Annotated in this window: 19 protein-coding genes; 11 read left to right on the top strand and 8 right to left on the bottom strand. The window is 71.3% G+C overall.

The window, feature by feature from the left end:
* Positions 1–170: 170 nt before the first annotated feature.
* Positions 171–2,426 carry a heparinase II/III domain-containing protein gene (locus tag WMF19_RS05685; RefSeq protein ID WP_437898125.1) on the top strand — a complete coding sequence of 752 codons (2,256 nt, stop codon included), beginning with the start codon at positions 171–173 and terminating at the stop codon, positions 2,424–2,426.
* On the opposite strand, the gene WMF19_RS05690 is transcribed toward WMF19_RS05685, so the two are convergent.
* Positions 2,386–2,613 carry a hypothetical protein gene (locus tag WMF19_RS05690; protein WP_437898126.1) on the bottom strand — a complete coding sequence of 76 codons (228 nt, stop codon included), beginning with the start codon at positions 2,611–2,613 and terminating at the stop codon, positions 2,386–2,388. The two genes, WMF19_RS05685 and WMF19_RS05690, sit on opposite strands and share 41 nt — an antisense overlap.
* 30 nt (positions 2,614–2,643) lie before the next feature.
* Here WMF19_RS05690 and WMF19_RS05695 point away from each other — a divergent pair, with 30 nt between their 5' ends.
* From WMF19_RS05695 to WMF19_RS05715, 5 genes are all read left to right on the top strand, one after another.
* Complete coding sequence (locus tag WMF19_RS05695; RefSeq protein WP_437898127.1) at positions 2,644–3,846, top strand: glycoside hydrolase family 88/105 protein; 1,203 nt, start codon at positions 2,644–2,646, stop codon at positions 3,844–3,846.
* A 238-nt stretch (positions 3,847–4,084) separates the two neighbouring features.
* On the top strand, positions 4,085–4,879 hold the full coding sequence (locus WMF19_RS05700) for an ABC transporter ATP-binding protein (protein WP_437898128.1): 795 nt from the start codon (positions 4,085–4,087) through the stop codon (positions 4,877–4,879).
* Positions 4,876–5,997, top strand: coding sequence for an efflux RND transporter periplasmic adaptor subunit (locus WMF19_RS05705; RefSeq protein ID WP_272100474.1), 1,122 nt, complete (start codon positions 4,876–4,878; stop codon positions 5,995–5,997). The genes WMF19_RS05700 and WMF19_RS05705 overlap by 4 nt, the downstream gene beginning before the upstream one ends.
* Positions 5,994–7,220: an ABC transporter permease gene (locus WMF19_RS05710; protein WP_272100475.1), complete on the top strand. Its 1,227-nt coding sequence runs from the start codon at positions 5,994–5,996 to the stop codon at positions 7,218–7,220. Before WMF19_RS05705 ends, WMF19_RS05710 begins: the two co-directional genes overlap by 4 nt.
* Positions 7,217–8,464: an ABC transporter permease gene (locus WMF19_RS05715; RefSeq protein WP_437898129.1), complete on the top strand. Its 1,248-nt coding sequence runs from the start codon at positions 7,217–7,219 to the stop codon at positions 8,462–8,464. The genes WMF19_RS05710 and WMF19_RS05715 overlap by 4 nt, the downstream gene beginning before the upstream one ends.
* A gap of 49 nt (positions 8,465–8,513) precedes the next feature.
* Here WMF19_RS05715 and WMF19_RS05720 read toward each other — a convergent pair whose 3' ends face one another.
* On the bottom strand, positions 8,514–8,909 hold the full coding sequence (locus WMF19_RS05720) for a PAS domain-containing protein (RefSeq protein ID WP_272100481.1): 396 nt from the start codon (positions 8,907–8,909) through the stop codon (positions 8,514–8,516).
* Between the two features lie 585 nt (positions 8,910–9,494).
* On the opposite strand from WMF19_RS05720, the gene WMF19_RS05725 reads away from it, so the two are divergent.
* Positions 9,495–11,114 (top strand): aspartate:alanine exchanger family transporter, encoded by a 1,620-nt coding sequence (locus tag WMF19_RS05725; protein ID WP_437898130.1) that lies wholly within the window; start codon positions 9,495–9,497, stop codon positions 11,112–11,114.
* Positions 11,115–11,184: 70 nt separating this feature from the next.
* Here WMF19_RS05725 and WMF19_RS05730 read toward each other — a convergent pair whose 3' ends face one another.
* Both WMF19_RS05730 and WMF19_RS05735 read right to left on the bottom strand, forming a co-directional pair.
* Complete coding sequence (locus tag WMF19_RS05730; protein ID WP_437898131.1) at positions 11,185–12,471, bottom strand: MFS transporter; 1,287 nt, start codon at positions 12,469–12,471, stop codon at positions 11,185–11,187.
* Between the two features lie 309 nt (positions 12,472–12,780).
* Positions 12,781–13,272: an N-acetyltransferase family protein gene (locus tag WMF19_RS05735; RefSeq protein ID WP_437898132.1), complete on the bottom strand. Its 492-nt coding sequence runs from the start codon at positions 13,270–13,272 to the stop codon at positions 12,781–12,783.
* 45 nt (positions 13,273–13,317) lie between these two features.
* Here WMF19_RS05735 and WMF19_RS05740 point away from each other — a divergent pair, with 45 nt between their 5' ends.
* Together WMF19_RS05740 and WMF19_RS05745 are read left to right on the top strand one after the other, a co-directional pair.
* A complete protein-coding gene (locus tag WMF19_RS05740; RefSeq protein WP_437898133.1) occupies positions 13,318–14,004 on the top strand; it encodes a YqiA/YcfP family alpha/beta fold hydrolase in 687 nt (228 codons plus the stop codon).
* A gap of 201 nt (positions 14,005–14,205) precedes the next feature.
* Positions 14,206–15,000 carry an alpha/beta fold hydrolase gene (locus WMF19_RS05745; protein WP_437898134.1) on the top strand — a complete coding sequence of 265 codons (795 nt, stop codon included), beginning with the start codon at positions 14,206–14,208 and terminating at the stop codon, positions 14,998–15,000.
* Between the two features lie 25 nt (positions 15,001–15,025).
* Here the strand turns inward: WMF19_RS05745 and WMF19_RS05750 are convergent, their stop codons facing one another.
* The gene (locus WMF19_RS05750) at positions 15,026–16,825 is read right to left on the bottom strand and encodes a protein kinase domain-containing protein (protein WP_437898135.1); all 1,800 of its coding nucleotides are present in this window, start codon (positions 16,823–16,825) and stop codon (positions 15,026–15,028) included.
* Positions 16,826–17,066: 241 nt separating this feature from the next.
* Here WMF19_RS05750 and WMF19_RS05755 point away from each other — a divergent pair, with 241 nt between their 5' ends.
* On the top strand, positions 17,067–17,825 hold the full coding sequence (locus WMF19_RS05755) for a type IV pili methyl-accepting chemotaxis transducer N-terminal domain-containing protein (protein WP_272100494.1): 759 nt from the start codon (positions 17,067–17,069) through the stop codon (positions 17,823–17,825).
* A 75-nt stretch (positions 17,826–17,900) separates the two neighbouring features.
* Here WMF19_RS05755 and WMF19_RS05760 read toward each other — a convergent pair whose 3' ends face one another.
* A complete protein-coding gene (locus WMF19_RS05760) occupies positions 17,901–19,475 on the bottom strand; it encodes a hypothetical protein (RefSeq protein ID WP_437898136.1) in 1,575 nt (524 codons plus the stop codon).
* Between the two features lie 11 nt (positions 19,476–19,486).
* Positions 19,487–21,316, bottom strand: a complete 1,830-nt coding sequence (locus WMF19_RS05765) for a hypothetical protein (RefSeq protein WP_437898137.1) — start codon at positions 21,314–21,316, stop codon at positions 19,487–19,489.
* Between the two features lie 237 nt (positions 21,317–21,553).
* On the opposite strand from WMF19_RS05765, the gene WMF19_RS05770 reads away from it, so the two are divergent.
* The gene (locus WMF19_RS05770) at positions 21,554–22,087 is read left to right on the top strand and encodes a hypothetical protein (RefSeq protein ID WP_437898138.1); all 534 of its coding nucleotides are present in this window, start codon (positions 21,554–21,556) and stop codon (positions 22,085–22,087) included.
* A 248-nt stretch (positions 22,088–22,335) separates the two neighbouring features.
* Here WMF19_RS05770 and WMF19_RS05775 read toward each other — a convergent pair whose 3' ends face one another.
* Positions 22,336–26,238, bottom strand: a complete 3,903-nt coding sequence (locus WMF19_RS05775; RefSeq protein ID WP_437898139.1) for an MYXO-CTERM sorting domain-containing protein — start codon at positions 26,236–26,238, stop codon at positions 22,336–22,338.
* Positions 26,239–26,434 lie beyond the last annotated feature (196 nt).

The following is a 26,434-nucleotide window of genomic DNA, read 5'->3' on the forward strand; positions in this document are numbered from 1 at the left end:
CCGCTCTGGTCGGATCTTCCAGTGTGCCATTGGCTGCCGAGACTGCCTATCGCGGGCACGTGGTGATCGCCCCCACGGCAGCGAGAACTCGGGCGGCTCGAGGCCCGGACGAGCTGATACGCTGCGCCTCACGCACCAGCTCGTCCCTCTGAGCCCGCACCCATCCTTCCATGAAATCACGTTCTCGCGGCTTTCCTCTCCCTCTTCACACCCTCGCTCCGGCGCTCGCGTGCGCCGCGCTCACGGCCGCGGCGTGCGGCACGGACGCCCCCGGGCCGAGCGAGCCGCGGGACACCGGCGTCCATCCTCGGCTCCTCGCGCGCCCGGAGCACCGCGATCTCCTGCGCTCGCGGGTCGATCGCGAGCCCTACGCCTCGATCCTCGCCACCCTGAAGCGCCGCGCCGGCCGCCCCTACGAGGAGGAGCCCGACCCCGCTTCATGGGACTACAAGACGAACGGCAACAACGCCTCGACGGCGCAGGCGAATGCCCTCCTCGCCTGGGCGTTCGAGGACCGGGCGGCGGCCGACAAGGCGCGCGAGTTCCTGCGCCGCCTGGAGACCAACTGGGACACGAACACGGTCCTCGACATGAACATCCGGATGGCGAAGGTCCTCATGGGGTACACGAACGCGTGGGATCTCCTGAGCGCCACGCCGTGGTTCCCTGCCGAGGAGTCCGCCCAGGCCGAGAGTAAGATCACCGACATCACCGGTCAGTTTTTCGCCAAATACCTGGAGCAGGATTTCTATCGAGATCTCTTGCTGCGCCCGGCGCAGAACAACCATCCGATCCGGACCGCCGACGCGATCGGTTATGTGGCGCTCGCGTTCCCCGACCACCCGGCGGCCTCGACCTGGTGGAACTGGTCGATCTCGGAGCTCGACTACCTCTGGGGCCCGGAAGGCCAGTACGTGCAGCCCGACGGCGGGGCGTCCGAAGGCCCGTATTACTCCGGCTTCGCCTGGGGGCCCACGGCGGCGTTCTTCATCGCCCTCGACAACGCGCTCGAGGGCGAGGTGGCCTTCACGCGCGACTGCCGCACCCGCTCCGACCAGGACCCGTGGGCCGGACATGAATGCGTCGAGGGCGAGCAGGGCGCGCTGGAGGTCCCGCTGCGCGGCGGGCTCTTCACCAAGGCCGTCGACTGGTCGCTCTCGCTGCGCCTCCCCTGGGGCAGCCGGCCGCCGGTCGACGACGGCGTCTTCACCCCGTTCAACGGGGGCCCGCTGCTCACCTCCTTCGGTGGAGGTGGGGAGTACCTCTGGGACTGGGAGCAGAACCGCGGCGACCCCCAGGCCATGGAGTTCGGCAGCGACCTCATCGCCCATCATCTGCTCTACCTCGACGACGCCGTGGCCCCCGAGGCGCCGCGCTTCCTCACGCGCTTCTTCCCCGACGCCGGCAACGCGGTGTTCCGCTCGGACTGGGGCGACGACGCGCGCTGGCTCCTGCTCCTCGCGGAGCACGGCTCGGCGCGCAAGGCGATCCACGACCACGTGGACGGCACGTCGTTCTCCCTCGCGGCCTACGGAGAGTACCTGTTGATCGACGCGGGCTACTACAAGCCCGATTCGCTCGACAACGCCAAGACCAGCCAGTCGCCGTCGCACAACGTGATCCTCATCGACGGCCGATCCGCGCCCGACAAGGGGCTCTTCGACGACTTCGGCGACGCGGACGCCTTCCTCCGGAACACCCACGACGGCGACGCCGTCGATTATGCGGAGGCGCACCAGGACTACCAGGACACGCACGTCGAGCGATCCGTGGCCTTCATCGACGGCCGCTACTTCGTGGTCGGCGACCGCCTCTCGACGTCGCACCCGGCGGCCCGCAAGCACGCGTGGCGGCTGCACGGCTACGCGGGGCTCACGTCCGGCGGCACCTTCGAGCTGCTCCCAGACGGCGGCCGATGGGAGCGGGCGCGGGCGGGCGTCGAGGCGCGCGTGCAGTCGACGTCGCCGGGGCTCGCCGTCGTGGAGCCGCCGTACACGCCGCTCACGGTGCCCCACGTCCACGAGTTCGAGGAGGACCGCAAGGCCGCCGACCACGCCGTCATCGACGCGACGGTGGAGGCCGAGGCGCCGGGGTTCCTGGCGGTGCTCCTGCCGTACAAGGTCGGCGTGGACGCCGGCCCCGACGCGCCGCTCCAGGCGGCGCCGATCGAGGCGGGGCCCGGCGTCGTCGCGTGGCAGATCGAGAGCGACGGCGGGACCGACGTGGCGGTGCTGAGGAGCAAGGGAGCCCCGGAGGCGCTGGAGCTGCCCGGGGGGCAGGTCCTCGAGACCGACGCGGAGCTCGTCGTGCTGCGGATCGAGGGCGAGCGGCCGTTCGCGCTGATGGCCCGGGGCACGAGGGTGGTCGTCGACGGGAAACCCCGGGTCACCTCGCCTGACGCGAGCGGCCTCGCCGTGGAGGAGTGAGATGCCCCGTCGCGAACGTCGACCTGAACGTGAACGTGGACGTGAACGTGGTCGTGGTCATCGACGACAAGAGCGTGGACGTGCACGTTCTGCCGATCCCTCGGTTCACGACGACGGCCACGACCACGTTCACGACCACGACCATGTTCACGACCACGACCACGTTCACGACCACGTTCACGGCCACGACCAGATGCCCCCGAGCGCTCGCACTCCCATGTCGCGCTGGTCGTCGCGCCTCCGCGCGGTGCTCGTCGCCGTCGCGGCGAGCGCCGCCGCGGCCGGAGGGTGCGCGGGGGAGCCGGACGCCGGGCAGCCGGCCAGCTCCGGCGCGGGGTGCACGCCGACGTCACCGTCGGCGGACGACGCGTTCGCGCGTGAGCGCGCGCCCGACTCCGAGAGCATCGCGCTGGCGCGCGCCGTCGCCGACCGCTGGATCGCCGAGCACCCGGCGGAGGCGCTCCCGTGGGACTGGGGCGAGGGCACGGTCGTGCTCTCGCTTGTCGAGCTGTACCGCGTCACGCAGCACTCCCCCTACCGGGACTACTACCGGCGCTACATCGACCACCACCTCGAGTACGGCTACGAGATCACGACGAGCGACCGGTGCCCGCCGGCCATCGCCGCGCTCGAGCTCCACGAGGAAACGTGCGCGGCCCCCTATGCGAAGGTGGTCGACGACGTGCTCCGCTACCTCTACGAGGAAGCCCGCCGGACGGAGCAGGGCGGCATCAGCCACCTCGGCGTGTCGCCGCTGTTCGAGCCCACCCTCTGGGTCGACTCGCTGTTCATGTTCGGCAACGTGCTCGTCCGCGCCGGAGAGCGCTCGGGCGAGGCGCGCCCGCTCGACGAATTCTCGAATCAATTCCAGATCTTCACGTCGCTCCTCCAGGACGAGCCTGGGCTCTTCCGGCACGCGTACGACTGGCCGGCGCCGCAGGATCCGGACGTGTACTGGGCGCGCGGCAACGCCTGGGTCACGGCGGCCGGCTACGAGTACCTCCGCGTGCGCGCGGCGCGCGGGGAGCGCGACGACGCCGTGGCCGGGACGCTCGATCGGCAGGTCGCGGCGGTCCTGGGCGCGCAGGACCAGGACAGCGGCCTGTGGTGGACCATCATGAACCGCCCGGGCGAGATCTACCTGGAGACGAGCGCGACGGCCCTCTTCGCCGTCGGGCTCGCGCGCGGGCTGCGCCACGGCTTTCTCGACGCCTCGGTGCGCCCCGCCATCGACCGCGCCATGACGGGCGTGCGCTCGCGCATCGAGGAGGACGGCTCCGGGCGGCCGGTCGTGACCGGAACCTCGGGGCCCACGACGGTGGGAAAGCTCGAGGATTACGCGACCGTCGAGCTCCGCGACGACCTCTCGTACGGCGTCGGGGCCGTGATCCTGGCGCTCGTCGAAACGTCCGGGCTGTAGCGCCGCCAACGCCGCGCTCGCCGTGGCCTCGGCGCGCGACCGCCGCGCTCCTGCGCTGCGGTTGCCTCGTTGCTGCGCTTCGCCTACGCCTCAGCGCGCTCGCCGGCCTTCGCAGCGTGATGGCCGGAGCGACGAGCGCGGCGCACCCTGGTGCGTCACGCGCGGGTCAGGTGAACCGGGCTCGCGCGCGCCGCGGCCGTCCCCGTGGACGGCGCGCAGGCCACCGCCGAGGACCCTCATGTCTGCACTCGTGAAGCTCGACGCGATCACCAAGGTCTACTGGATGGGCGAGGTGGAGGTGCAGGCGCTCCGTGGCGTCTCGCTGGAGCTCTCGCGGGGCGAGATGGTCGCCATCATGGGCGCCTCGGGGTCGGGCAAATCGACGACCCTGAACGTCATCGGCACGCTCGACCGCCCGACCGGCGGCCGTTACCTCCTCGACGACGAGCCGGTCGAGGAGCTCGACGAGGTCGAGCTGGCCCAGCTCCGCAACCGCAAGATCGGGTTCGTCTTCCAGTCGTTCAACCTCCTGCCGCGCGACACCGCCCTCGCGAACGTCGAGCTGCCCATGGTCTACGCCGGCGTCCGACCGACCGACCGGCGGGCGCGGGCCGCGCGGGCGCTCGCGCGCGTCGGCCTCGACGACCGGGCGCACCACCTGCCGAACCAGCTGTCCGGCGGCCAGCAGCAGCGCGTGGCGATCGCCCGCGCCATCGTCAACGAGCCGCCGCTCCTCCTCGCGGATGAGCCGACAGGCGCGCTCGACTCCGCCACCACCCGGCAGGTCATGGAGCTCTTCTGCGCGCTGCACGCGCAGGGGATGACGGTGGTCGTCGTCACCCACGACCGCTCGATCGCCGACTACGCCACCCGCGTCGTCACCTTCAGGGACGGCGCCATCGTCGAGGACACCGGCCCTCGCGGCCGTCGCGTGGACGTCTCGTCGCCCATTCCTGGACCAACGTCATCGGTTCCTGCACCAGCGCCATCGGTTCCCGGACCGTCGTCGTCGCCTCCCGGAGGCCTCTCGTGAGCGCCCGGCGTCGGCGGCGCCTCTGGCCGTGGCTCGTCGGGGCGCTGGCGCTCGCCGGGGGCGGGGCCGTCGTCCTCGCGAAGGCCGGCTCCGGCCCCGCGCCCATCGACCCCGCGCTCGTCGTGACCGCGAAGCGCGGCGACCTCGCCGTCGAGATCCTCGAGACAGGGCGCATCGAGGCCCGCGAGCAGGTCGAGCTCAAGTCCAAGGTCGCGGGCCAGGTCGCCCAGGTGCTCGCGGACGAGGGCGCCCGGGTCCAGAAGGACCAGCTGCTGCTCGTGCTCGACCCGACCGACTACGAGCGCGAGGTCGCCCGCGCCGAGGCCGAGCTCGCCCGGGCCAGGGCCGCCGCGGGCTTCGCCAAGCGCGTCGTCGCGCAGCGGACCGCCGGCGTCGAGGCCAGCGTCGTCCCCGCGCAGGAGCTCGACGTGGCCAAGCACGACCTCACCGAGAAGACCGTCGCCATCCGGCTCGCCGAGGTCGCGCTCAGCGCCGCCAGGGACCAGCTCCGGTACACGAAGATCTCTTCGCCCCTCGACGGCACCGTCATCCAGCGCAACATCGAGCCCGGCGAGGTCGTCACGCCGGGGGTGCAGTCGACCTTCAACGGAAAGGCGCTGCTCACCGTGGCCGATCTCTCGACGCTCGTGGTGAAGGTCGACCTCAACCAGATCGACGTGGCCAAGGTCGCGCTCGGCCAGACGGCGACGCTGACGCTCGACGCGCTCCCCGGCAAGACGTACGCGGCCAGGGTCACCAAGATCGCGCCCGCCTCGGTGAAGCTCGAGGGCCGCGAGGTCGACGTCTTCCCGGTCGAGGCCGAGCTCACCCAGATCGACGGCCTCATCAAGCCCGGCATGACCGCCGACGTGCGCATCCGGCTCGACAGCAGGCCGGGCGTTGTCTCGCTGCCCATCGAGGCCGTCGCCGACGAGGGGGGCAAGCAGCTCGTCACGCGCGTGGTCGACGGCCCCGACGGCAAGCAGACGACCGAGAAGGTCGAGGTCGCGCTCGGTGCGCGCAACGATCGCGACGTCGAGATCGTGAACGGCGTCCCGGAGGGGGCCCGCGTGCTCATCAACCCGCCCTCGGCGGCCGCGAACGAGACGAAGATGTGAGGTGGTCCGCCTACCTCGCGATCGCCGCGAAGGCCCTCTCGGCGCACAAGCTGCGGTCGCTCCTGACCGTGCTCAGCATCACGCTGGGCGCCTTCGCCATCGTGCTCATGACCTCGCTCGCGGAGGGCGGCCTGCTCACGCTGGGCCGCGGCATCGAGCAGCTCGGCGGGGCGCGGCTCATCCTCGTCGCCCCGAAGGCGCCGGAGCGCGCCGAGCGGAAGAAGACCATGTACGTCACCGGCTTCACCCGCCGGGATCGCGATCGGCTCGCGCGCGGCGTCCCCCACGTCGCCGAGCACACGATGTACGCCATGCTCGGCTCGCGCGACGTCACCTCCGACGAGGGCAAGGAGGATCGCACCGACTTCGTCGCGGCCGACAGCGGCTTCCTCGACGCCTTCCGGATGCACGTCGCGCGCGGCCGGACGTTCTCCGACGAGGAGGATCGCCGCAGGGCCCGGGTCTGCGTCGCCGGCCCGAAGCTCGCGGCGCGGCTCTGGCGCGGCGACCCGATCGGCCGGTGGGTGACGGTCGGGACCCTGCGCTGCCGGGTCATCGGCGTGCTCGCCGACGCCGATCGGATGGGCGTCAACTTCGGCTTCAGCTGGGTCGACCTGCTCGTCGCCCCGTTCGACACCGCGGCGGACGTCGAGAAGGCGGTGGGCACCTCGGCGCTGCTCGTCATCAAGACCGACGACGTCCGCAACAACGACCCGGTGAAGCGCATCATCAACGCGCTCCTCGTCGACCGCCACCACGGCGTCGACGACTTCACCCTCCTCGATTTCAGCAGCATCATGCAGAAATTCGAGGCCGTGTTCGCCACGATGAAGGCGATCGTCGGCCTCATCGCGGGCGTCGCGCTGCTCATCGGCGGCGTGGGCGTGATGAACATGATGCTCGTGAGCGTGTCCGAGCGCGTGCGCGAGATCGGCATCCGCAAGGCGCTCGGCGCGTCGCCGCGCGACATCAGCGCGCAGTTCCTGGCCGAGGCGGCGCTGCTCTCGGGCTTCGGCGGCCTGCTCGGGGTCGTCGGCGGCGCCGCCGCGGCCGAGCTCGCCTCGTCGATCATCCTCCGCTTCACGCCGAGCTGGGTCGGCGCGGTCTCCACGCCGGCCGTTGTCGCGGCGCTGCTCGTCTCCTCCGGCGTGGGCGTGGTCTTCGGGTGGCTGCCTGCCCAGCGCGCGGGCCGGCTCGACCCCGTGGCGGCGATGCGGCGATGAGGCTCGACGATCTCCTCCACTCGACGCGCGCCGTGGTCACCGACCGGACCCGCGCCGCGCTCACGCTGCTGGGCATCATCATCGGCACCGGCTCGATCGTGCTGCTCGCCTCGCTCCTCGCGGGCGGCGAGGAGGCGCTCCTCCGGGCAGGCCAGCAGGCCGTGGAGGCCGACCTCATCCAGGTCCACCCCGCGGAGGTGAGCGTCGGCGACCGGCGCCGCACCCGGCGCGATCTCTCGCGGGACGACGCCAGCGCGCTCGCCGCGTCGCGCGCCCTCGGCGGCGCCTCCGCCCTGAGCGAGTCGGTGCGCCCGACCGAGGCCCGCGCTGGCGGCAAGAAGAAGCGGATCTCCCTCGTCAGCGCCGTGCCGGCGGCACCGGCCCTCTACGACCTGGAGCTCGCGGCGGGCCGCTTCCTCGTCGAGGCGGATCTCACGGCCCGGCGGCGCGTGTGCGTCGTCGGCCACGAGGTCTGGGCCGAGCTCTTCGGCGGCCCTCCGGCGCGGGCCGCGCAGGCCGAGCCCCTCCACATGACGGCCGACGGCCACGTGTGGACGGTCGTCGGCGTGCTCCAGGACCGGCCGATCCTCGGCTCCACGGACGACACGAACATCTGGAACCGCAAGGTCCTCGTCCCGCAGACCACCTACGACGCGCTCTACGCGCCGTCGCACAGGACCGACCGCCTGTACGTCCGGCAGGATCCGCTCGTCACCGTCCGGACGCCGCTCGCCGCGCTCCGCGGCGTCATCGACGCGACGCTCCAGCGCCGCCACCACGGGGTCAAGAACTTCAGGATCGAGGACAAGGACAGCCACGGCCAGGAGCAGCTCGTCATCGACATCATCAAGATGCTGCTGCTCAGCACCGGCGTGGTCGCGCTGATCGTGGGGGGCATCAACATCATGAACATCATGCTGGTGACCGTGACCGAGCGGACGCGGGAGATCGGCATCCGCCGCGCGGTCGGGGCCTCGCCGCGCGCGATCCTGCTGCAGTTCCTGTGCGAGGCGGCGGCCGTCTCGCTGCTCGGCGGCGTGCTCGGCGTGCTCTCGGGGCTGGCCCTCTCCTGGCTCGCCGGCGCGCTGCTCGCGCAGGTGGTCGGCCGCTGGGCGTTCCAGGTCGAGCCCTGGTCGCTCTTCCTCGGCCTCGGCCTCTCGGTCACGATCGGCGTGGTCTTCGGCTTCTACCCTGCCTGGCGCGCCGCGCGGCTCGACCCGATCGAGGCCCTCCGCTCGGAGTAGCGCCGGCCGGCGGCGCGACGCCGGCTCGGTCCACGCCGGTCAACGCCGGTCAACCGCGGATGAACACCCAGACCGCATCGTCCTGCTGTCGCGGGGCCGCCCTGTAGAACAGCGAGACGTCGACGTGCCGTGTCTTGTGAGGGAAGTGGAACACGAAGCCGAAGGTGGCTTTGAGCTCGCGCCGCTCGACCCCGTCCAGGAAGCGCCCGTGGAACTTCTTCACCCGGCTGCAGGGGGCGATGTCGGTGAAGAAGTTCTTTCCTATGACGTCCTGACGATTCCGGCGTGCCTGACGTTCCTCGTAGAGGTTGTAGGAGAGCACCGTGCCCTCGCGATCCAGCCGGATGATCCCGAAGGGCTGCGCGTCCAGGCCGCGTTCATCCAGGTTGAACACCCCGATATCGAACTCGAACTCACCGGCTGAGGACTGCTCCTCCGAATCCATCCGAAAACCTCCCGACGTGCGCTGCCCCCGACAGACGCTCGCCAGGATAGGGGACGCCGCGGAGCGCGACAATCCGGCGCGACCTCATCGTGGCGTCGGGCAGGGGAGGGGGGCCGCCCGGGGTCGAGCGCCCCTGCCCGCGCGCTCGCCGCGATCTCGCCTCGCGCGCGGCGCGGCGCGGGCGTGCCGGCGTGGACCTCGGCTCGCCGTCCTTCGCGCCGGTAGGACCAAGGGGGTCGCGGCGGCGTCGGTGGAGCGGGCGTTCCTGGGCGATCGCGCGCTGCGTGGGTCGAATGAACCGGCGCGGATTCTGCGCGCTCAGCGCAGCAAAAGCACCGCTCGCGCGAGCGCGGGGGAGGCGACGCGGGGCATCGCCTCTCCGGTACGCGTGATGCATCTGGTTGGAGCGTGACGTCTCGAATGTATAGCCTGGCGGCATTGACTTCTTGAGTACTGGTCTGTGTCGAGTCAGGTCGCAGAGGGAGCTCGATCGATGCGTTCTCCGATCTGATGGGCATCTCGCGCGGCGCGGCGGAGGAGGAGGTCCGTCTGCATGAGGAGCTGTTCGACATGTAGAGGAAGACCATGACCGGCCTGTACGAGCTTCTTGCGAGAGAAGAACTGCTCCTGCTCTTCGCCGTCATCCTGCTCGGGCTGATGCTTGGGCGGCTGGAATATCGCGGCTTGCGGCTCGGGACGGCCGGCGTCCTGTTCGCGGGTCTGGGGCTCAGCGCCTGGCTGCACCCTCTGGGTGAGCTGGAGCTGGCGCCGCAGATCAAGGAGCTCGGCCTGCTGCTGTTCGTGTACTGTGTCGGCCTCACCAGCGGCCCCGGCTTCTTCGCCGCGTGGCGCAGCCGCGGTTTGGGGATGAACCTGGCGTGCGCCGCGGCGCTCGCCTGGGGGGCGCTGCTCGCGTGTGTCGCAGGCTGGCTCTTCGGGTTGAACCGCGCGCAGATCGCCGGCCTGTTCTGCGGGGCCCTGACCAATACACCGGCGCTCGGCGCCGTCAGCAGCCGGCTCTCCGGCACCGCGCTCGAGGCGATCCCCGCGCTCGCCTACTCGCTGACCTACCCGGCGGGCGTGCTGGGGGCGCTCCTGCTCGGACGTGGCTTCGCGAAGCGGCGCCGCGACGAGCTCGCCAGCGAGGTCGCGCGGCAAGCCGCGTCGCGCGTCGCGATCGCGTCGAGGAGCGTCGAGGTCACGAACCCCCGCGTGCTGGGACATTCGATCGGGGAGCTGCGCGTGCGCGACGAGTTCGGCGTCGTTGTCTCCCGCCTTCGGCGTGGTGAGGTCGACTCGGTCCCGAACAAGTATACGGTGCTTCACGCGGGTGACGTGATCACGGTGGTCGGCACCCTTTCGTCGATTCAATCCGCCATCGAGTTCTTCGGGAGGGTCTCGAGCGAGCGTCTGGAGCTGCGCCGCGACAGGGTCGACATGCGCCGGGTCCTGGTCTCGAAGCGCGAGCTCGTCGGGCTCACGCTGGGGGAGCTCGACCTCGCGCGCCGTTTCAACGCCCAGGTGACGCGCCTGCGCCGGGCCGACCTCGACTTGATCCCCTCCGACGAGCTCCGCCTCGAGCTGGGGGACCGCCTTCGCGTCGTGGCGCCCGTCGAGCGCCTGGGCGAGCTCAGCAGTTTCCTCGGCGACTCGGAGCGCGAGATCGATGTCGATTACGTCGCGCTGGCGGTGGGCCTCTGCGTCGGCCTGCTGTTGGCGCGGGTGCCCATCCATCTCTTCGGGACGTCCGTTACGCTGGGGACCGCCGGAGGGCCGCTCGTGGCCGCGCTGATCTTCGGTCGCCTGGGGCGGACCGGCAAGCTGATGTGGGCGCTGCCTTACGAGGCGAACCTGAGCTTGCGAGAGATAGGACTGCTCCTGTTCCTGGCGGGGGTCGGCGTGAACGCGGGGGGCAAGCTCGCGGGGTTGATGAACCGGGAGGGCCTGGCTATCATCGCGATCGGCGCCTGCGTCACCGTGACGACCAGCGCGCTGGCGTTGGTCCTGATGCGGCGCTGGGGCGGGGCGGGCGTCGTGGCGGCGCTCGGAGGCGCGAGCGGCCTGCAGACCCAGCCGGCCACGCTGGCGGCGGCCTTCGAGCTGTCCCAGCGCTCCGAGGAGACGTACGTCGCGTACGCGCTTGTGTATCCGCTGGCGATGATCGGCAAGATCCTCATTGCGCAGCTGCTCGCCGTGTTGGCCTGAGGTCGTCCCTCGACGACGAGCAGCGCGGCTCCCGAGGACGGCGTCGCGCGGCGAGGCGCCGGGCAGCTCCTCACGTCGTCGCGGCGGCCTCGGCCGTTCCGCCGCCGTCCGCGCTCTCCTCGGGATCTCGCTTCGCGTGCGGGAAGCGGTCCATGCGGCTGAGCACGGGGAAGCCGAGGGCCCACAGCGCGGCGACCACGAGGGTGGCGCTGCCGCCGAGGAGGATGGCCGGGAGCAGGCCGAGCCAGCTGGCGGTGAGGCCGGACTCGAACTCGCCGAGCTCGTTGGAGGCGCCGATGAACACCGCGTTGACGGCGCTCACCCGCCCTCGGATGGAGTCCGGCGTCTCGAACTGCACGAGGATGTGACGGATATAGACGCTCACCATGTCGCCTGCGCCGACGAGGAACAGGGCGATGAGCGCGACGGTGAAGCTCCGGGTCTGCCCGAGGCCGATGGTGGCGAGCCCGAACACGGCGACGCCGCCGAACATCCAGCGGCCCACCTGGCGCGTGATCGGCCGGAAGGCGAGGACGCCGGCGGTGATCGCGGCGCCCGCGGCCGGCGCCGTGCGGAGCAGGCCGAGGCCGGTCGGGCCGGCGTGGAGCACATCGCGCGCATACGCGGGCAGGAGCGCCACCGCGCCGCCGAACAGCACCGCGAACAGGTCGAGCGAGATCGCGCCGAGCACCGCCGGCTTCGACCAGACGAAGCGCAGCCCCTCCAGCACCGCGCTCCACGACGTCGGCTCGGCGCGCCTCGCCTGCTGGGCCGCGCGCACGAGGCTCATGAGCGCGAGAGAGACGAGGAGCAGCGCCCCGACGATCGAGTACACGACCTTCGACCCGGCGAGGTAGAGGAGCCCGCCGAGCGTCGGCCCGACGATGACCGCGACATGGAAGCTCGATGAGCTGAGCGCGACCGCCTTGCTGAAGCTCTCCTGCGGCACCAGGTTCATCAGGATCGCCTGCTGCGCCGGCATCATGAAGGCGCGCGCGCTGCCGAACAGCACGAGCACCGCGAACACGGGCCACACCACGGTCAGGCCAGACACCGTGAACGCGAGCAGCAGGAGGGAGCAGACCAGCTCCACGCCGAGGCCGACCGTGATGATGCGGCGCCGGTCGAACCGATCCGCCGCCTGGCCGGCGAAGAGGATCAGCGCGAAGAAGGGCGCGAACTGGGCGAGGCCGATGAGGCCCAGATCGAAGACATCGCCGGTCAGCGCGTAGACCTGCCAGCCGATCGCGACGCTCTGCATCTGCACCGCGACCGCGGAGAGCAGCCTCGCCGCGAGGTAGAACGCGAAGCTCCGGTGGCGCAGCACGCCGAGCCCGGTGAGGTTGTTGGAAGACATCTCGGCGCCTGCGGCGGCCCTGGAGGGGCGATGTGGACTCTCGCTCATGTACGATGAGCACTAGGGCATGTCGCGACCGAGTCCAGGAGTCGCGCTGCCGTTGCCAGCACACCCGGCGTGTGCGACGGGCGATTCGCCATGAACCGCAACATCCGTACCAAAATCCCCGCGCGCGCGGCGGCCGCCGGAGCGGGGCGCGCCAGGCGCGATCAGGCCGCGGGCGCGCGGAGGGATCGCGGTCGCTGCTGCTCCAGCAGCAGCCGGTGGTGCTCCGCTGCGCCGCCACGAGCAACGCAGGCCGCGGGCGCGTCAGCCCTGCGCGAGCCGGGCGAGCGCCTCGCCGGTGACGCGGTGGACGGTCCACTCGTCCATGGGCTTGGCGCCGAGCTTCCGGTAAAAGCCGAGCGCCGGCTCGTTCCAGTCGAGCACGGACCACTCGAAGCGCCCGCAGCCGCGGTCCACCGCGAGCTTCGCGAGGTGCACGAGCAAGGCCTTGCCGTGGCCCGCTCCGCGGTGCTCGGGGAGCACGAAGAGGTCCTCGAGGTAGATCCCGGGCTTGCCGAGGAAGGTCGAGAAGCTCTGGAAGAAGAGCGCGAATCCCACCGGGATCCCCTCCGCTTCGGCCAGGACGACCTCGGCTGCCGGCCTCGGGCCGAAGAGGTGCGCTTCGAGCTCGCTCTCCTCGAAGGTGACCTCGTGCGCGAGCCGCTCGTACTCGGCGAGCATCCGGATGAGGCGGGCGATGGTGGGGATGTCGGCGGCGGTCGCGGGGCGGATCATGGCGTCTCTCCGGCGCGTCATACCGCATCGTCGCGCAGCGGTGGAGGGAGTAGGCTCCCCGCCTGCATGACCAGGGAGACGCCGCCCTCCGCCGCCGGCCCGCGCTGGCTCTACCTGCACGGCTTCGCCTCGGGCCCGAGCTCGACCAAGGGCGTCCAGGTCGCCGCGCACTTCGGGCGGCGCGGGGTCGCCGTCGAGCGGCTCAACCTGCGGATACCCTCGCTCGAGCGTCTGCGCCTCAGCGCGATGATCGACGCCGTGAAGCAAGCGCTCGGCGGAGAGCGCGAGCGGGCCGTCGTGATGGGATCGAGCCTCGGTGGCCTCACCGCGTGCCGCGTCGCCGAGGAGGACGCGCGGGTGTGCGCGCTGGTGCTGCTCGCGCCGGCGTTCCGGATCATGGAGCGATGGCGGCAGCGGCTCGGCGAGGAGGGCTTTCAGGCGTGGAAGGAGCGGGGGTGGCTCGAGGTCGACGACTACGCGGAGAAGAAGCGAGCCCGGGTGGACTTCGGCTTCGCCGTCGACGCGGCCGAGGTCGATGACCGCTCGGGCGGCTGGCCGGACGTGCGGGTACCGACGCTGATCGTCCACGGCCGGAGCGATGACGTGGTGGACATCGAGCTCTCGCGGACGTTCGCCGCGGGGAAGCGGCATGTCCGGCTCATCGAGGTGGACGACGGCCACGAGCTCGTCGCCTCGATCCCGCGCATCCTCCGTGAGGCAGACGAGTTCCTGCGCCATTTCGTCGGCGGCTGACGAACACGCGCTGTCACCAGGACCGCGAACGCTGAGCGTGTGTTCAGTACATTCCGCCCAATACGCCGGTCGGACCGTCCCCTCACCGACCGACTGGCATTCTATGCGAGAAGGGCACAGCTATCAAGAGCGAAGAGCGTCGCTTACAGATCGCGTGTGACCGGCCGCGGATCAGCCGCGGTCGAGCGATCGGAGGAGCGAATGGCGACAGCGACGGCCACCGGGCGCACCGCGCCCATCAACGACATCGAGATGTACTACGAGCTTCGCGGCGAAGGGCCGCCGCTCGTGCTGCTCCACGGCTTCACCGGGGCGAGCGGCGACTGGGATCACGTGTTCGACCTCGCGGAGCTCGGGAGTGGACACACGGTCATCGCCCCCGATCTGCGCGGCCACGGCCGCTCGACCAACCCGGCGGGCTCCCTCACCATCCGTCAGTGCGCCTCCGACGTCTTCGCCCTCCTCGACCACCTCGGGGTGAAGGCGTTCCGGGCCATCGGCCTAAGCTTCGGCGCCAAGTGCCTCCTGCACCTGGCCACGCAGCAACCGGACCGCATGGAGTCGATGGTCCTCGTGTCCGCGACACCGTACTTCCCCGAGCAGGCCAGGGCGATCATGCGCCTCGTCTCCGACGAGGGCCGCTCCGAGGTGGAATGGCGGGACATGAGGAGCCGCCACGCGCTCGGCGACGCGCAGATCCGAGCGCTGTGGAATCAGCCGCGCCGCTTCGCGGCCAGCCACGACGACATGAGCTTCACGCCCCCCCACCTGTCGACCATCACGGCGCGCACGATGATCGTGAGCGGCGACCGCGATCCCCTCTACCCGGCCGAGATCGCCCTGCAGATGTACCGCGCCATCCCGCGCTCCTGCCTGTGCATCCTGCCGAACGGCGGACACGGCCCCATCTTCGGGGAGTGGAAGGAGCCGTTCGCCCGCGCGGCGCTGGCGTTCCTGCGCGGTGATCCTGGCGAGCAGGCCGTGATCCAGGCCTGACGAGGGAAACGCGCGCTGCGCGGCGTCACTGCGCGCCCTCGGCGCGCTCCTCCACCGGCGCCTGCGCGCCGAGCTTCGGCAGCCGGACGCTCAGCGTCTTCATCTCCCCTGGCTCCACGTTGACCATCAGCGTCTTGGACGCATGCCCAGGGGCGGACAGCACGAAACGGTGTCCTTCACCCACTGTGAGCCCCTCGATCCTCGTGCGATTGCCCTTCCAGAGCTTCCCGTCGACGAAGACGCTGGCCGGCGGATCGACCCAGAGCACCACCGTCGCCGTGAGCCTCTCCAGATCGGCCACGACCTCCTTGAAGCGCACCTCATCGCTCAGCTTCACGGCCGTGCGGTACGGCTTGTATCCGTCTTTGGTGAGCTTGATGTGGAGCTCACGCCCGAGCGGAAGCTCGCGGAGCTTGGCCGGCGTGGCGACGGGGTGATGCTCGCCGTTCACCCAGATGGCGCAGCCCTCGGGCTTGCTCGTGATCTCCAGCGAGCCCTTCGCCTCGACCGGCGCGGGCGGCTCCTGACGGCTCGCCTGGGCGTCGTGGACCATCGTCATGAACTCGGCGTGCCGCTCCGAGAGCTGGCCCTGCATGTAGAGGAACCCAGGCACGAGCGCGAGCGCGCTGGCGGCCGGGATGAGCGCCGCAACACCTCCCTTGCCCGCGAGCGGCGGCGGGCTGCTCAAGGTCGTCGGGCCCGTGCTCGTCGGGACGCCGCTCTGCGAGACGGTCGCGCCGCCGCTCATCTCCAGCGACCAGCGCTGCTGCTGCGCCGCGATCACGTCGATGAGCTGCCTGACGCCGAGGAGCGCCTCCTTGTGGCGAGCGAGCTTGTCCCGGAAGAGCGACTCCATCCATGCCGTGAGGCCCATCGGCGAGACGGGGATGCGCTCGTCGCGGATGAGCTCCTCGATCGCCGCGTGCATCTCGCGGGCCGACTGGTAGCGATCCTCGCGCCGCTTCTCGAGCGCGCGCAGGACGATCTTCTCCAGCCCCTTCGGGTAGCCAGGCTTGATCGCGCTCGGGAGGGGATACTCCGACCCGTGGATCTGGAGGAGCGTCCGCATCTGGGTACCGCCCTTGAACAGCCGTTTGCCCGTCGTCATCTCGAACAGGACCACGCCGGCGGCGAAGATGTCCGCGCGATGGTCGATGCGATCCCCCGCCACGTGCTCCGGGGCCATGTAGGCGAACTTGCCCATCAGCACGTTCTCTTTCTGCTCCTCGACGTCGCCGAGCCCGCTCCGCGCGATGCCGAAGTCGACGATCTTCACGTCGCCCGTGTAGCTCACGACCACGTTGCGCGGCGAGATGTCCCTGTGGACGATGCCGAGCGGCGTGCCGTCGAGGCCGCGCTTGTCGTGGATGTACGCGAGCCCCGCGCAGACGCCGAGGATGACGCTGAGCGCGTGCTCGAGCGGGATCCCTCCCGGGTCGCGCTCCGCCGCCTCGCGCCCGATCGAGCCGACGTCCTCACCGTGGATGTGCTCCATCGCGATGAAATACGTCCTGTCCACCTGCCCGGCGTCGAACGTCTGGACGACGTTGGGATGCGAGAGCGTCGCCGCGACGCGCGCCTCGTGGAGCAGCATGTCGATCAACGACGGATCCTGGTTCATCGAGGGCAGGATGCGCTTGATCACGACGAGCTTCTCGAAGCCGAAGGACGAGCGATGCAGCGCGAGGAAGATCTCCGCCATGCCCCCCGACGAGAGCTTCGACAGGAGCGTGTATTTGCCGAACTGTTTCGGCAAGAGCTCAGGTGCGTTTCCGGCCGTGCTCGGCGGCGCGCCGCCCGCGGCCGACGCGGTACGCTCTTGCATGAGACATTCTCCTGGTTCCATGGACGCCACTGTAAGGCCAGCGCAAAGGGGCCTCGCGAGGAGCGCTCTCGTGCGAGTCTTACCATGGAGCGGTCATGAGATCTCAGCTTTTTTGAATGCGTCCGCCTGAAATGGCGGAGCGCGGAGCAACGCGCGCAAAGCAATCTCCGGAAACATGAGCGATACATGTTCGTTCCGACGCTCGGCTAATGTCTCCATCCTCGCCCATGGAGGGAGAACAATGGCGCAGGTTTCCTCCGAGCTCCTGGCACCGACCCGCCGGTTGACGCGCCTGTACGTCAGCGCGCTCGGCGCCGTGGCGCTCTTGTCGGTCGTGGCGCAGCTCCTCGTGCAGCACGCGTTGAACCAGCAGACGAGCGACGCGCACATCGTCAACGTGGCCGGACGCCAGCGAATGCTCAGCCAGCGGCTCAGCAAGGCCGCGCTCACGTTCCAGGTGACGACCGACCCCGCCGAGCGCAAGGGCCGCGCCGACGAGCTGGCGCAGGCGATGGCGCTCTGGGAGCGGTCGCATCGCGCTCTCCAGCACGGCGATCCCGGGATGGGATTGCCGGGGAAGAACACGCCGGAGGTGACCCGTATGTTCCAGGCGATAGAGCCATTGCACCAGAGCATGCTCCGGGACGCGAAGGATCTCCTCGCCGCGGTCGGCGCCGGCGGTGAAAAGCCGGTCGAAGCGGCCGCCATCCAGCCGATCGTCGCCGCGATCCTCGCGGCGGAGCCGGGCTTCCTGATCGGGATGGACCGGGTCGTCTCCCAGTATGCCCAGGAGGCGACGGCGCGGATCGAGCGGCTCCGGCTCGTCGAGCTGATCCTGCTGTGTGTGACCCTGGGGGTCCTCTTCCTCGAGGGGCTCTATATCTTCCGCCCGGCGGTGCGCGAGATCCGAAGGACGATCAGCCACCTCATCCAGGCCAGGGGGCACCTCGACAACACGGTTCAGGCGCTCCGGGCGATCGCTGGTATCGGGCACCCGTGATGCACGTCGGCGCTCCGTGACCGCCTGTCCGACCTGCGCCGCCGCCGAGCGACGTTCAGCGGGCGAAGGCGGCGGTCACAGCCAGCCGCAGCCGCCGTCGAAGTCGAGGGGCGGCGTGGGCTCCGTGGACGACTGCGATTCACGACAGGCATCCTCGATGTTCTGTCGCAACGTCAACATCAGGTTGTTGTCGTCCTGGATGTCCGTGTCCGGGTACTTCCCGAGCCACGCCGCAATCGGCGCCTTCATCATCTCGATGACCCCGAGCGAGCGCCGGCAGTCGCCCGCCTGGTAGAAGTCGAGCGCGCCGCGCAGCGCCAGGTACATGTTGAGCATCATGTACGGCTTGCCCGAGCCGCCGTCGGAGATGTTCCACCACCTCGAGTCGGGGTTCTGCCCCGGAGGCAGCGCGTTGAGCAGCGTGGTGTCGACGTTCTGCCCGGCTCCGTCCTTCGCCGACGTCCAGCCTGCCGTCACCTGGAAGGCCGCCTTGTCCGGCCCGATGTCGTCGGCGAGGGAGGCGTCGGCGAGGAGCTCCACGAACAGACCACCACCGCCGCCGCGGCGGCTGCCGCCCACGTCGGTCGCGCCGTCGCGCTGGCCGATGAACAGCGCCGGCATCTCCAGGGTCGCCCCCACGGAGCTGGCGGTCGCCCGCTTCGTCCCGTAGATGCGCCCCACCTTGTAGCCGGCGGACGGGATCACCTCCAGGCTGAAGGCCGTCGCCAGCGGGAAGAGCGTGGTCTTCCCCTCCTCCGAGAGCAGACCGCCGAGGTCGCCCGCGGTCAGCGCGTACGCGTACGTGCCCGCGCCCATCGAGCCCAGCGCCGACGGGATCCTCACCAGGAAGCTCTCGCCAACGCCGATCACGCCGAACGCCGTGCCGTTCTCCACAAGCGCCTCGCCAAGGCCGAGGATGCGGTCGGGGTCCGTGATACCGCTTGTCGCGTGCCCGCTCGTGAGCAGGAGCACGCGGTGCGCGCCCTCGAAGCCGGCCGCGTCGCCCTCCTCGAACGCGTTCTCGGCGGCGGCGATCCCCTCGTAGAGGCCGACGAGCTCGCCGGTGCCGTCGCCGAGGCGCTCGTCGGCGATGAGCCTCGTGAGCTCCGCCGACCCCGGCGCTGCGAGGAAGGCGCGGCGCTCGACCCTCTCGCCATAGCGGATGACGCTGACGCGGTCCTCGGGACGCAGGCTGGCGAGCAGCCCTCCCATCCCCGCGTCGAGCGCGTCCTCATCGATGCCGGCGAAGCTGCTGCTCTCGACGGCGATCGCCAGGTGAACGGGCGGCCTGTCCAGCGTCGAAGGGTCGACCGCGGTGTTCATCGCGACGAAGGCCATCGTCCAGTTGCCCCCGTTGAAGCGCGGCGCCACCGCGAGGAACGGGTGAACGCAGACGTCCTTGCCGCAGTCGGCGTCGGGCAGGTCGATCGCGTGCTCGGCGAAGAACCCGACGGGGTCCAGCGTGTCGAGCGTGGGCACCTTCCCCGCCTTCACGATCGCGCGGAACTGGGAGATGTCCTGCGCGCCGCCCTGGGCCACGTTGACCGAGCCTGCGGGGGCTTCGCTGCCCGCGCCGTCGTCGCTCTGGGTGGAGCAACCGACGGCGGCGGCGCAGAGACCGAGTGAGATCAGCTTCCTCTTCGACAGCATGTGACTCCTCCTCATTCGTAAGCAATCAACAGGTCCGCGGACGCGTTGGGCGTCTGGTAGCCCGCGTCGCACTCGTCACGCCCGGCGAGCACGCGCTCGGCGCGGCCCACCCGCACGCGGAAGTTCGGCCCTTCGAGGGCGTCTCCAGGTCTCAGCAGGGTCTTCTCGCCGCCGTTCTGCACCGCCACCATCGCGTCGGTGACGTAGGCGCCGCAGTCCAGCCGATCGCCCTCGCACCCGGTCGCCTCGAGCGAGGCAGTGAGGCCCCCGAGCTGGAGGTCGACGACGTTGTGATAGACCTCGAGCCGCTTCGCCGAGTCGACGGCCGAGACCTCGAGGTGGTCGCCGTCGTCGGACCATTGCACCGTTTCGCCCGCCGAGAACGGGAAGTCTTCGATCGGAATGCACAGATAGTAAGTCCGAGGGGTGAAGCTCGGGTCCGGCTCGCCGCCGGTGCCCATTCCACCCTCGCCGCCGGTGCCGCCGGCACCCGCGCCGGCAGCGCCACCGACGTCGGCTCCGCCGGCACCCGCGCCGCCAGCGCCACTGCCGTCGGCTCCGCCAGCGCCCGCGCCGCCAGCGCCGCTGCCGTCGGCTCCGCCAGCACCCGCGCCGCCAGCGCCACTGCCGTCGGCTCCGCCAGCGCCCGCGCCGCCAGCGCCGCTGCCGTCGGCTCCGCCAGCACCCGCGCCGCCTGTGCCCACGCCGCCTGCGCCGCCCGAGCCATCGCCCGAACCGAGCCTCGGATAGATCATGGCCAATTCGATGCAGCCGTCCGACAGTGCATCGATGTTCGCGATCTCGCCGACCACCGGCTTCGGCCAGGGGGCGGCCCACTGGAAGGACGATTGAGGCGCGCCAGCGCACACCGAGGGTGCGACGTTCGTCTGCAGCGCGCCCGTCTTCACCTGTCCGGGCGCCACCACCATGTTCGACTTCAGCGCGACGCGCCCCGCCACCGTCTCCGTGTCCTGCCAGAAATCGCTGTTGTCGTTCACGTTCTGCGGAATCTGGACGGTTTGCAGGTCGGACCACCATGCCATCACAGGCCGCAGTCCATCCGTCTCGATCAGCACCACCTCGCAAGGCCCTTCCGAGGTCGGCGCCGTCTCCTCGAAGGTGCCTGTGGCGAGGTGGGCCTCGGTCCGGTTGAGCGGGAGCGTGTCCTGCGGGTCCAGCCGATACGTGATCCCGAGGTTGAACGCGCTCGGCCCGAACATGCGTGTCGGATCGCCGGAGGTGACGGCGGAGCAATCGAGCGACGCGTCCACCCAGCGCACGCGAACGTCCACGGTCCCGGGCGTGGCATTGATGAGATAGGCGTCCGTGGAGTAGCCCTCGGGTGCGGGGGTGCCGGTCGCGACGCAGGCGAAGGCGGACGCCCCCAGGATCGCGCGCTCGAGCACCCAGGCGGTGCGCGAGCCTTCCTCGACGCTCCGGGCGGAGAGCTCCGGGCTGGAAGCGGCGCGCGCCGAGAGGCGCCATGCCGGGACGAGGACTACGAGCGCGGCCAGGTCCGTCGGATCTTGCCAGATACGCCACCTGATCCCCGCGAGGCCCACGAGCCCCACGAGGAGCTGCGCGGCTGCGGCCGACAGCTTGATCGCCGCGAACGGCGCGGCCACCGCAGCGAACGCCAGCGCTCGCCCGCGCGACGTGCGCGCGTCCACGAGCGCCGCTGCGAGGACGGGGGCGACCACGAGGCCGGCGAGGTCGCTGAGCTTGCCAGTGAGGGCGCCCGGCAAGAGCCCGGCGCCTTTCAGGAGGTGGTCGTTGACCACCAGGAGCGCCAGGGCGCCAAGGAAGAGGGGGTGGCGGAGGAGCGCGAATCGAGGCGACACAGATCGGCGTGATCGTGACAGCAACGTCAGAGCATCCGCGGGGCCGCCGGCATTTCGCCGTGATGAGTTCAGCATCGCAGCGAGCCGATAGCAGCGTGCGTGCCACTCGGACGCGCTTTGCTCGCCGAGGTTGCTCCGGACCCGGCGTGCTACAGCTCCCCCTCGCCCTCGCGCCTCTGCGAGCCGGCGTCTCTCCTGCCCGGCTCGTCCCGGCTTTTTCGGAGCTCTACGCGCGCAATGCGATCCTGCCTGTTACCGTCCGCCTTCTCTTTTCTCGCGTCCCTCTCCGGGTGTGGCCCTGTCGACCGTGAGCCGTCGATCCCCGCGGAAGCCAGCGATTGTCCCACGCTGTTCGGCGAGGACTTCACCGAGACCCGCGCCGTCGACATCGGCGACGCGTCGTCCGGGACGTTCGTGCCCTACGCCAACGGCACCGGCGTGCGACTGATCCTCGGCAATCAGGGCTCGATGATGATCACGCCCTGGGTCCAGGTGGAGGCTCTGCCCGGCGACGCGGAGGAGACGTGCCATGTGGTGCGCCTCGCGAACGCGTTCGAGGGCCCGCTCGCCGACGATCCCGAGGGGATCGCCGCCGCGCAGTTCAACGTCCAGTTCATCAAGACCGGCTCTTTCCTGGTGTCGGACGGCGCGCTCTACCACCCTTTCGCGTGGGGCCGCGAGGCCCTCGAAGGTCAGAAGCTGGAGCTCGCGGTGACCGTGCGCGGCGACGGATACGAGGGCACGAAGAGCGTGAGCATCGTGCTGGAGTGAAGAACCCCCACCTCGGCTGCCATCCCCGACAGCGCCGGCCAAGGCCAAGACGGCTGGCGATGTCGTCCAGCAGCACATCAGTCTGTTCGATTGCGATCTTCCGCTCGCCTGCGAGCAGATGCTCTGTCAATCCGATGACGTGCGCTACCGGAGCTCAAGAACGCCAGGGAGAGAGACGCACCTTGGCGTCCTTGGCGTCCTTGGCGTCATGGCGGTTCATCTCTCGCTCGATCGACGCGCTCGGTGCTTCAGGAACGCCGCTGCCGGCGCGTGAGGAACGCGAGCGCCAGGAGCGCGAGCGACGCCCCGTGGGCGGCCGGTGCGGCCGGCGTCGTGCGGCACCCGCATCCGCCGCCGTCGCTGTCGTCCGGGGCACCTGCCCCCGGCGCATCGCCGCCTGAGCCCGCGGTTGCGCCGCCGGCGCCAGCGCCGCCGCCTGAGCCCGCGGTTGGGCCGCCAGCGCCTGCGCCGCCGCCTGAGCCCGCGGTTACGCCGCCCGAGCCTGCCGATGCGCCGCCCGAGGTCGCCGATGCGCCGCTCGTGGTCCCCCCGCCGCTTCCGCTCATGGAGTCGTTGCAGAGGCCGTCGACGCAGGTGCCGCCGGGGCAGGGCGCGCCGTCGGGCCGCTCCGGGTTCGAGCACGCGCCCGTCGCAGGATCACACGTCCCGGCCTCGTGGCAGGCGTCGGGGGGCGCGCAGGTGACCGGGCTTCCCGGGACGCAGGCGCCCCTCTGGCAGGCGTCGGTCTGGGTGCACGCGTCCCCGTCGTCGCACGCGGTGCCGTTCGGCGCTTCCGCGTAGCGGCACCGGCCGCTCGCGGTGTTGCAGGTCCCCGGCTGGTGGCAGGCATCGGGGGGCGCGCAGGTGACCGGGGTTCCCGGGACGCAGACGCCAGCCTGGCAGGTGTCGTTGGTCGTGCAGACGGCGCCGTCGTCGCACGCGACGCCGTTCAGCGGCGTGCACTCGCCGTCGACGGCCGCCCCCGCCGCGACGCTGCAGACCTGGCAGTCGCCGCGGACATCGCCGCCGCACGCGCTGTCGCAGCAGACGCCGTCCACGCAGAAGCCGGTCACGCAGTCGTGCGCGCTCGAGCACGCGGCGCCGCGCTCGGAGAGAGAGATGAAGCGGCCGCGCGTGCGGTACGATCCGACGCCCGCGGCGGGGTCGAAGTGGGCGTACGCGACGAGCGACTGCCCGGCGCCGTTCGTGGTGAGGGAGGGGCCGCGTGCGGGGCCGTACGCGCTCTCGATCGCGAAGACGCCGGGAGGAGCCAGCGCGCCGCCTGAAAGGAGCCGGGCTGCGACGATCGCGGACTGGGTCCCCGTCACCTGCTCCCACGCGATGACGGGGGCCACGCCGTCGAAGGTGGCGGTCACGCCCCTGAACTGCTGGCTCTGCGCGTAGTGGATCTGGAAGCTTTCCCCGGGTCGACCCGACGTCGGGACGGTGCGGCCCTGGACCCTGTACGAGTTCGGATGGAGCCACACGACGAGGTGGTTCACCCCGTCGAACGCGAGCCCGGGGCTGTTGTCGTCCGGGGCTGACGAGGTGCTGTCCGAGAGCTGCATGACCGTGGGGTCCAGCACGAGACCATCGACGCCGACGCGGCTCGCGACGATCACTCCGCCGGTCGTCCAGGCCACGAGGAACTGGCCCCCGCCGAAGCCGACCGCCGGCTTGTAGCCCCGATGCGCCGTGACGCCGAAGCCGCTCCCGTCGATCGAGCGCCCGCCCTCCACCCGGGTCGCGTAGATGCTCGTTCCGCCGTTGCGCGCGTCGGTCCATGCGACCAGCGTGGCGCCGCTCCCAGCCGCCACGTCGGGCGAGGTCTGCGCTGTGGAGGCGGTGCACAGCGGGCTCGCGGCGAGCACCTCTCCGCGCGGGGTCACCCGCGCGGCGTAGATGTCGGTCATCGAGGCCGCGGCGTTGCGATCGTCCTGCCAGACGACGAGGTGGTTCTCGCCGTCGAACGCGACGCGGGGCGCGGCCTGCTCCCCGGGCGCGTCGGCGATGGCGATGCCGCCCGGATCGAGGAGCTCCCCCGCCGGCGAGACGCGCGTGCCATAGATATCGCGATCGCCGTCGGCGCCCGTGTCGTCCCAGACGACGAGGTAGTTCGTCCCGTCAAACGCGGCGTCCGGCGCGAGCTGGCGGTTCGACCCCGGCGTCAGCGGCACGTCGCTCGGCGCGAGCAGCGCCCCGTCCGCGGCGATCCGCGACAGGGTGAGCTCCCGCGGCTGGGGGCGGCCGGACGGGCTCGGGCGCCGCCAGACGACGAGCGATCGTCCGCCGCCCGACGCGATCGCGGGGCTCGTTCGCTGGCTCGCCTGCCCGGCGACGATCGTCCCCGGGAGGGGCGGCCCGGCGGGGGGGAAGCGCCGGATCGTCATTTGCTGTGAGTCCGTCGGCCAGCCGACGAGGTAGTTCGATCCGTCGAAGGCGACGGCGGCACAGGTGAAGTCCGCCAGCGTCCCGGAGTTGACGAAGGTCGTGTCGAGGCGGGTCGCCTCGGCGTCGACGCGCGTCAGCTCGACAGAGCCCCACTTGCTCACCCATGCGAGGGCGTACTGGGATCCATCGGTCGCCAGGCGAGGGCAGGCCCCCGTGCCCACCAGGATCCCCGCCGGGTCGAGGATCGCGCCGGCGGCGGAGACGCGCGACATCCGCACCTCGTAGTCGAGCGTGCCGCTGTTGTACCTGGACCACGCCACGACGAACGAGCCCCCCGCCGACGCGACGACCGGGCTGCTGCCGCTGATGCCGGTGAACGCGGGCGCGATCGTGACGACCCCCTCGGGGGTGACGAAGGTGCCGACGAGCGAGCTCGTCGCGCTGTCCGGCGGCACCCCGATCCACACCACGAGGTGGCGCGTGCCGTCGAAGGCGATGCTCGGCGAGGCGCCGCTTCTGTAGCCCGGGTTCAGCAGCATGCCCCCGGGGTTAAGGACCGACCCGAGGGGGCTCACCCGCGCGGCGTAGACCTGCGAATTGGTCCCGGTCTGATGGTCGCTCCAGGCGACGAGGTAGTTCGTCCCGTCCCACGAGATGGCCGGCTGTTCTTGCGCGCCGGGCCCGGCGCTGATGGGGATGCCGTGCGGATCGAGCACCGTACCGTCGGGGGCGATCCGCGCCGCGTAGAGGTCGGCGCCGTCGGAGGAGGTCGTGAGATCGCCCCGCCAGTCGGACCACACCACGAGGAAGTTCGTCCCGTCGGACGCCACCGCGGCGTCGCTCTGGGCGGCCAGCGACGGCGCTTCGATCGGCTCATCCATGACGAGCTCCGGCGAGACGATCGGGTCGAGCACCGCTGGGTACGCGGACGTCTCGACGAGCGCCTCCGGCACCCGGAGCGCGAGCTCCCCCGCCGCGTCCCACGCCACCGGCACCCGCGTCGCGGCCCCGCGCGCGTCGATCCAGGTGGCGACGCCGTAGCGCAGCCCGAGGCCGCTCGCCGGATCGATGAAGTGGTGGCCGCCCTCGGTGGCTCCGGCGTGGCGGAGGCCGTCGACCCGCACGCGCACCACGAGATCCCCGTCCCCTGCCGGCGCGGCGGGAAACTCGAAGCTCTGCTCGACGCCGGCGGGCCCGTTGCGCAGGTGCTCGGCGACGCCGGCGCGGGCGACGACGAGGTGGCCGTCGTCAGCGACGCGCGCGACGCGTGTGGCGCGCGCCGGCTCGTCCGGCTCGCGCGCCGTGCGAGGCTCGCCGTGCGGCGCGCGCGAGCCGGCGCCGGCGGCGGGAGCGCGGCCGATCGCGACGGTCGAGAACACCGCCGCGGCGCCTCTGCGGGGCGCGTCCGCGTCGTGCGCCACGGGGGCGACGCGGAACCCGCCGGCGTCGGCGCGCACGGCGTACGTCGCGTGGCCGCCGGTCCATGTCGCGGCGCGCTCCGTGTCGGGCCGGAACGCGAAGTGGATCCGCTCGATGACCTGATCGAGATCGAACGACGGCGGCGCGTGCGGCGCCGGCGCCGCGGCAGGCGAGGAGGAGGCGCCCGGCGCGCCCTCCGGCGGCGCTCGGCCCGCCTCGGTCCCGGCGGGCTCGTGTCCGGCGCAGGCGGCGAAGGCGAGCGCGACGAGGAGGGGGGCTGCGGCCGCGCGCCGCGCCGAGGGGCGGAGGGGATCGTCGTCGAGCGTTCGGGCGTGCGGCATGGGCATCTCCAGCGAAACGCGGTCGGTCCGGCGCGCGGCGTCCCGAGCGAGCGCCTCGCGGCGGATCGACAGGCATGTCACGCCCCTCGGGGAACGAGGAACAGATGCGATGTCCAGAGAGAGGGGCGCGTGCGTGGCGCGACCTGCGAACCGTACGAGCGATGCTGTCTGGCGCGCAAGAGACGATGGCGATCGA

It is taken from the genome of Sorangium sp. So ce124, from assembly GCF_051525235.1.
GTDB classification, from domain to species: domain Bacteria; phylum Myxococcota_A; class Polyangia; order Polyangiales; family Polyangiaceae; genus Sorangium; species Sorangium atrum.

Coding starts and splice junctions, on each gene's coding strand:
- WMF19_RS05685 (WP_437898125.1), top strand. CDS start 171: ATGAAATCACGTTCTCGCGGCTTTCCTCTCCCTCTTCACACCCTCGCT.
- WMF19_RS05695 (WP_437898127.1), top strand. CDS start 2,644: ATGTCGCGCTGGTCGTCGCGCCTCCGCGCGGTGCTCGTCGCCGTCGCG.
- WMF19_RS05750 (WP_437898135.1), bottom strand. CDS start 16,825: ATGCAAGAGCGTACCGCGTCGGCCGCGGGCGGCGCGCCGCCGAGCACG.
- WMF19_RS05730 (WP_437898131.1), bottom strand. CDS start 12,471: ATGTCTTCCAACAACCTCACCGGGCTCGGCGTGCTGCGCCACCGGAGC.
- WMF19_RS05725 (WP_437898130.1), top strand. CDS start 9,495: ATGACCGGCCTGTACGAGCTTCTTGCGAGAGAAGAACTGCTCCTGCTC.
- WMF19_RS05775 (WP_437898139.1), bottom strand. CDS start 26,238: ATGCCGCACGCCCGAACGCTCGACGACGATCCCCTCCGCCCCTCGGCG.
- WMF19_RS05735 (WP_437898132.1), bottom strand. CDS start 13,272: ATGACGCGCCGGAGAGACGCCATGATCCGCCCCGCGACCGCCGCCGAC.
- WMF19_RS05760 (WP_437898136.1), bottom strand. CDS start 19,475: ATGCTGTCGAAGAGGAAGCTGATCTCACTCGGTCTCTGCGCCGCCGCC.
- WMF19_RS05740 (WP_437898133.1), top strand. CDS start 13,318: ATGACCAGGGAGACGCCGCCCTCCGCCGCCGGCCCGCGCTGGCTCTAC.
- WMF19_RS05700 (WP_437898128.1), top strand. CDS start 4,085: ATGTCTGCACTCGTGAAGCTCGACGCGATCACCAAGGTCTACTGGATG.
- WMF19_RS05745 (WP_437898134.1), top strand. CDS start 14,206: ATGGCGACAGCGACGGCCACCGGGCGCACCGCGCCCATCAACGACATC.
- WMF19_RS05755 (WP_272100494.1), top strand. CDS start 17,067: ATGGCGCAGGTTTCCTCCGAGCTCCTGGCACCGACCCGCCGGTTGACG.
- WMF19_RS05770 (WP_437898138.1), top strand. CDS start 21,554: ATGCGATCCTGCCTGTTACCGTCCGCCTTCTCTTTTCTCGCGTCCCTC.
- WMF19_RS05715 (WP_437898129.1), top strand. CDS start 7,217: ATGAGGCTCGACGATCTCCTCCACTCGACGCGCGCCGTGGTCACCGAC.
- WMF19_RS05720 (WP_272100481.1), bottom strand. CDS start 8,909: ATGGATTCGGAGGAGCAGTCCTCAGCCGGTGAGTTCGAGTTCGATATC.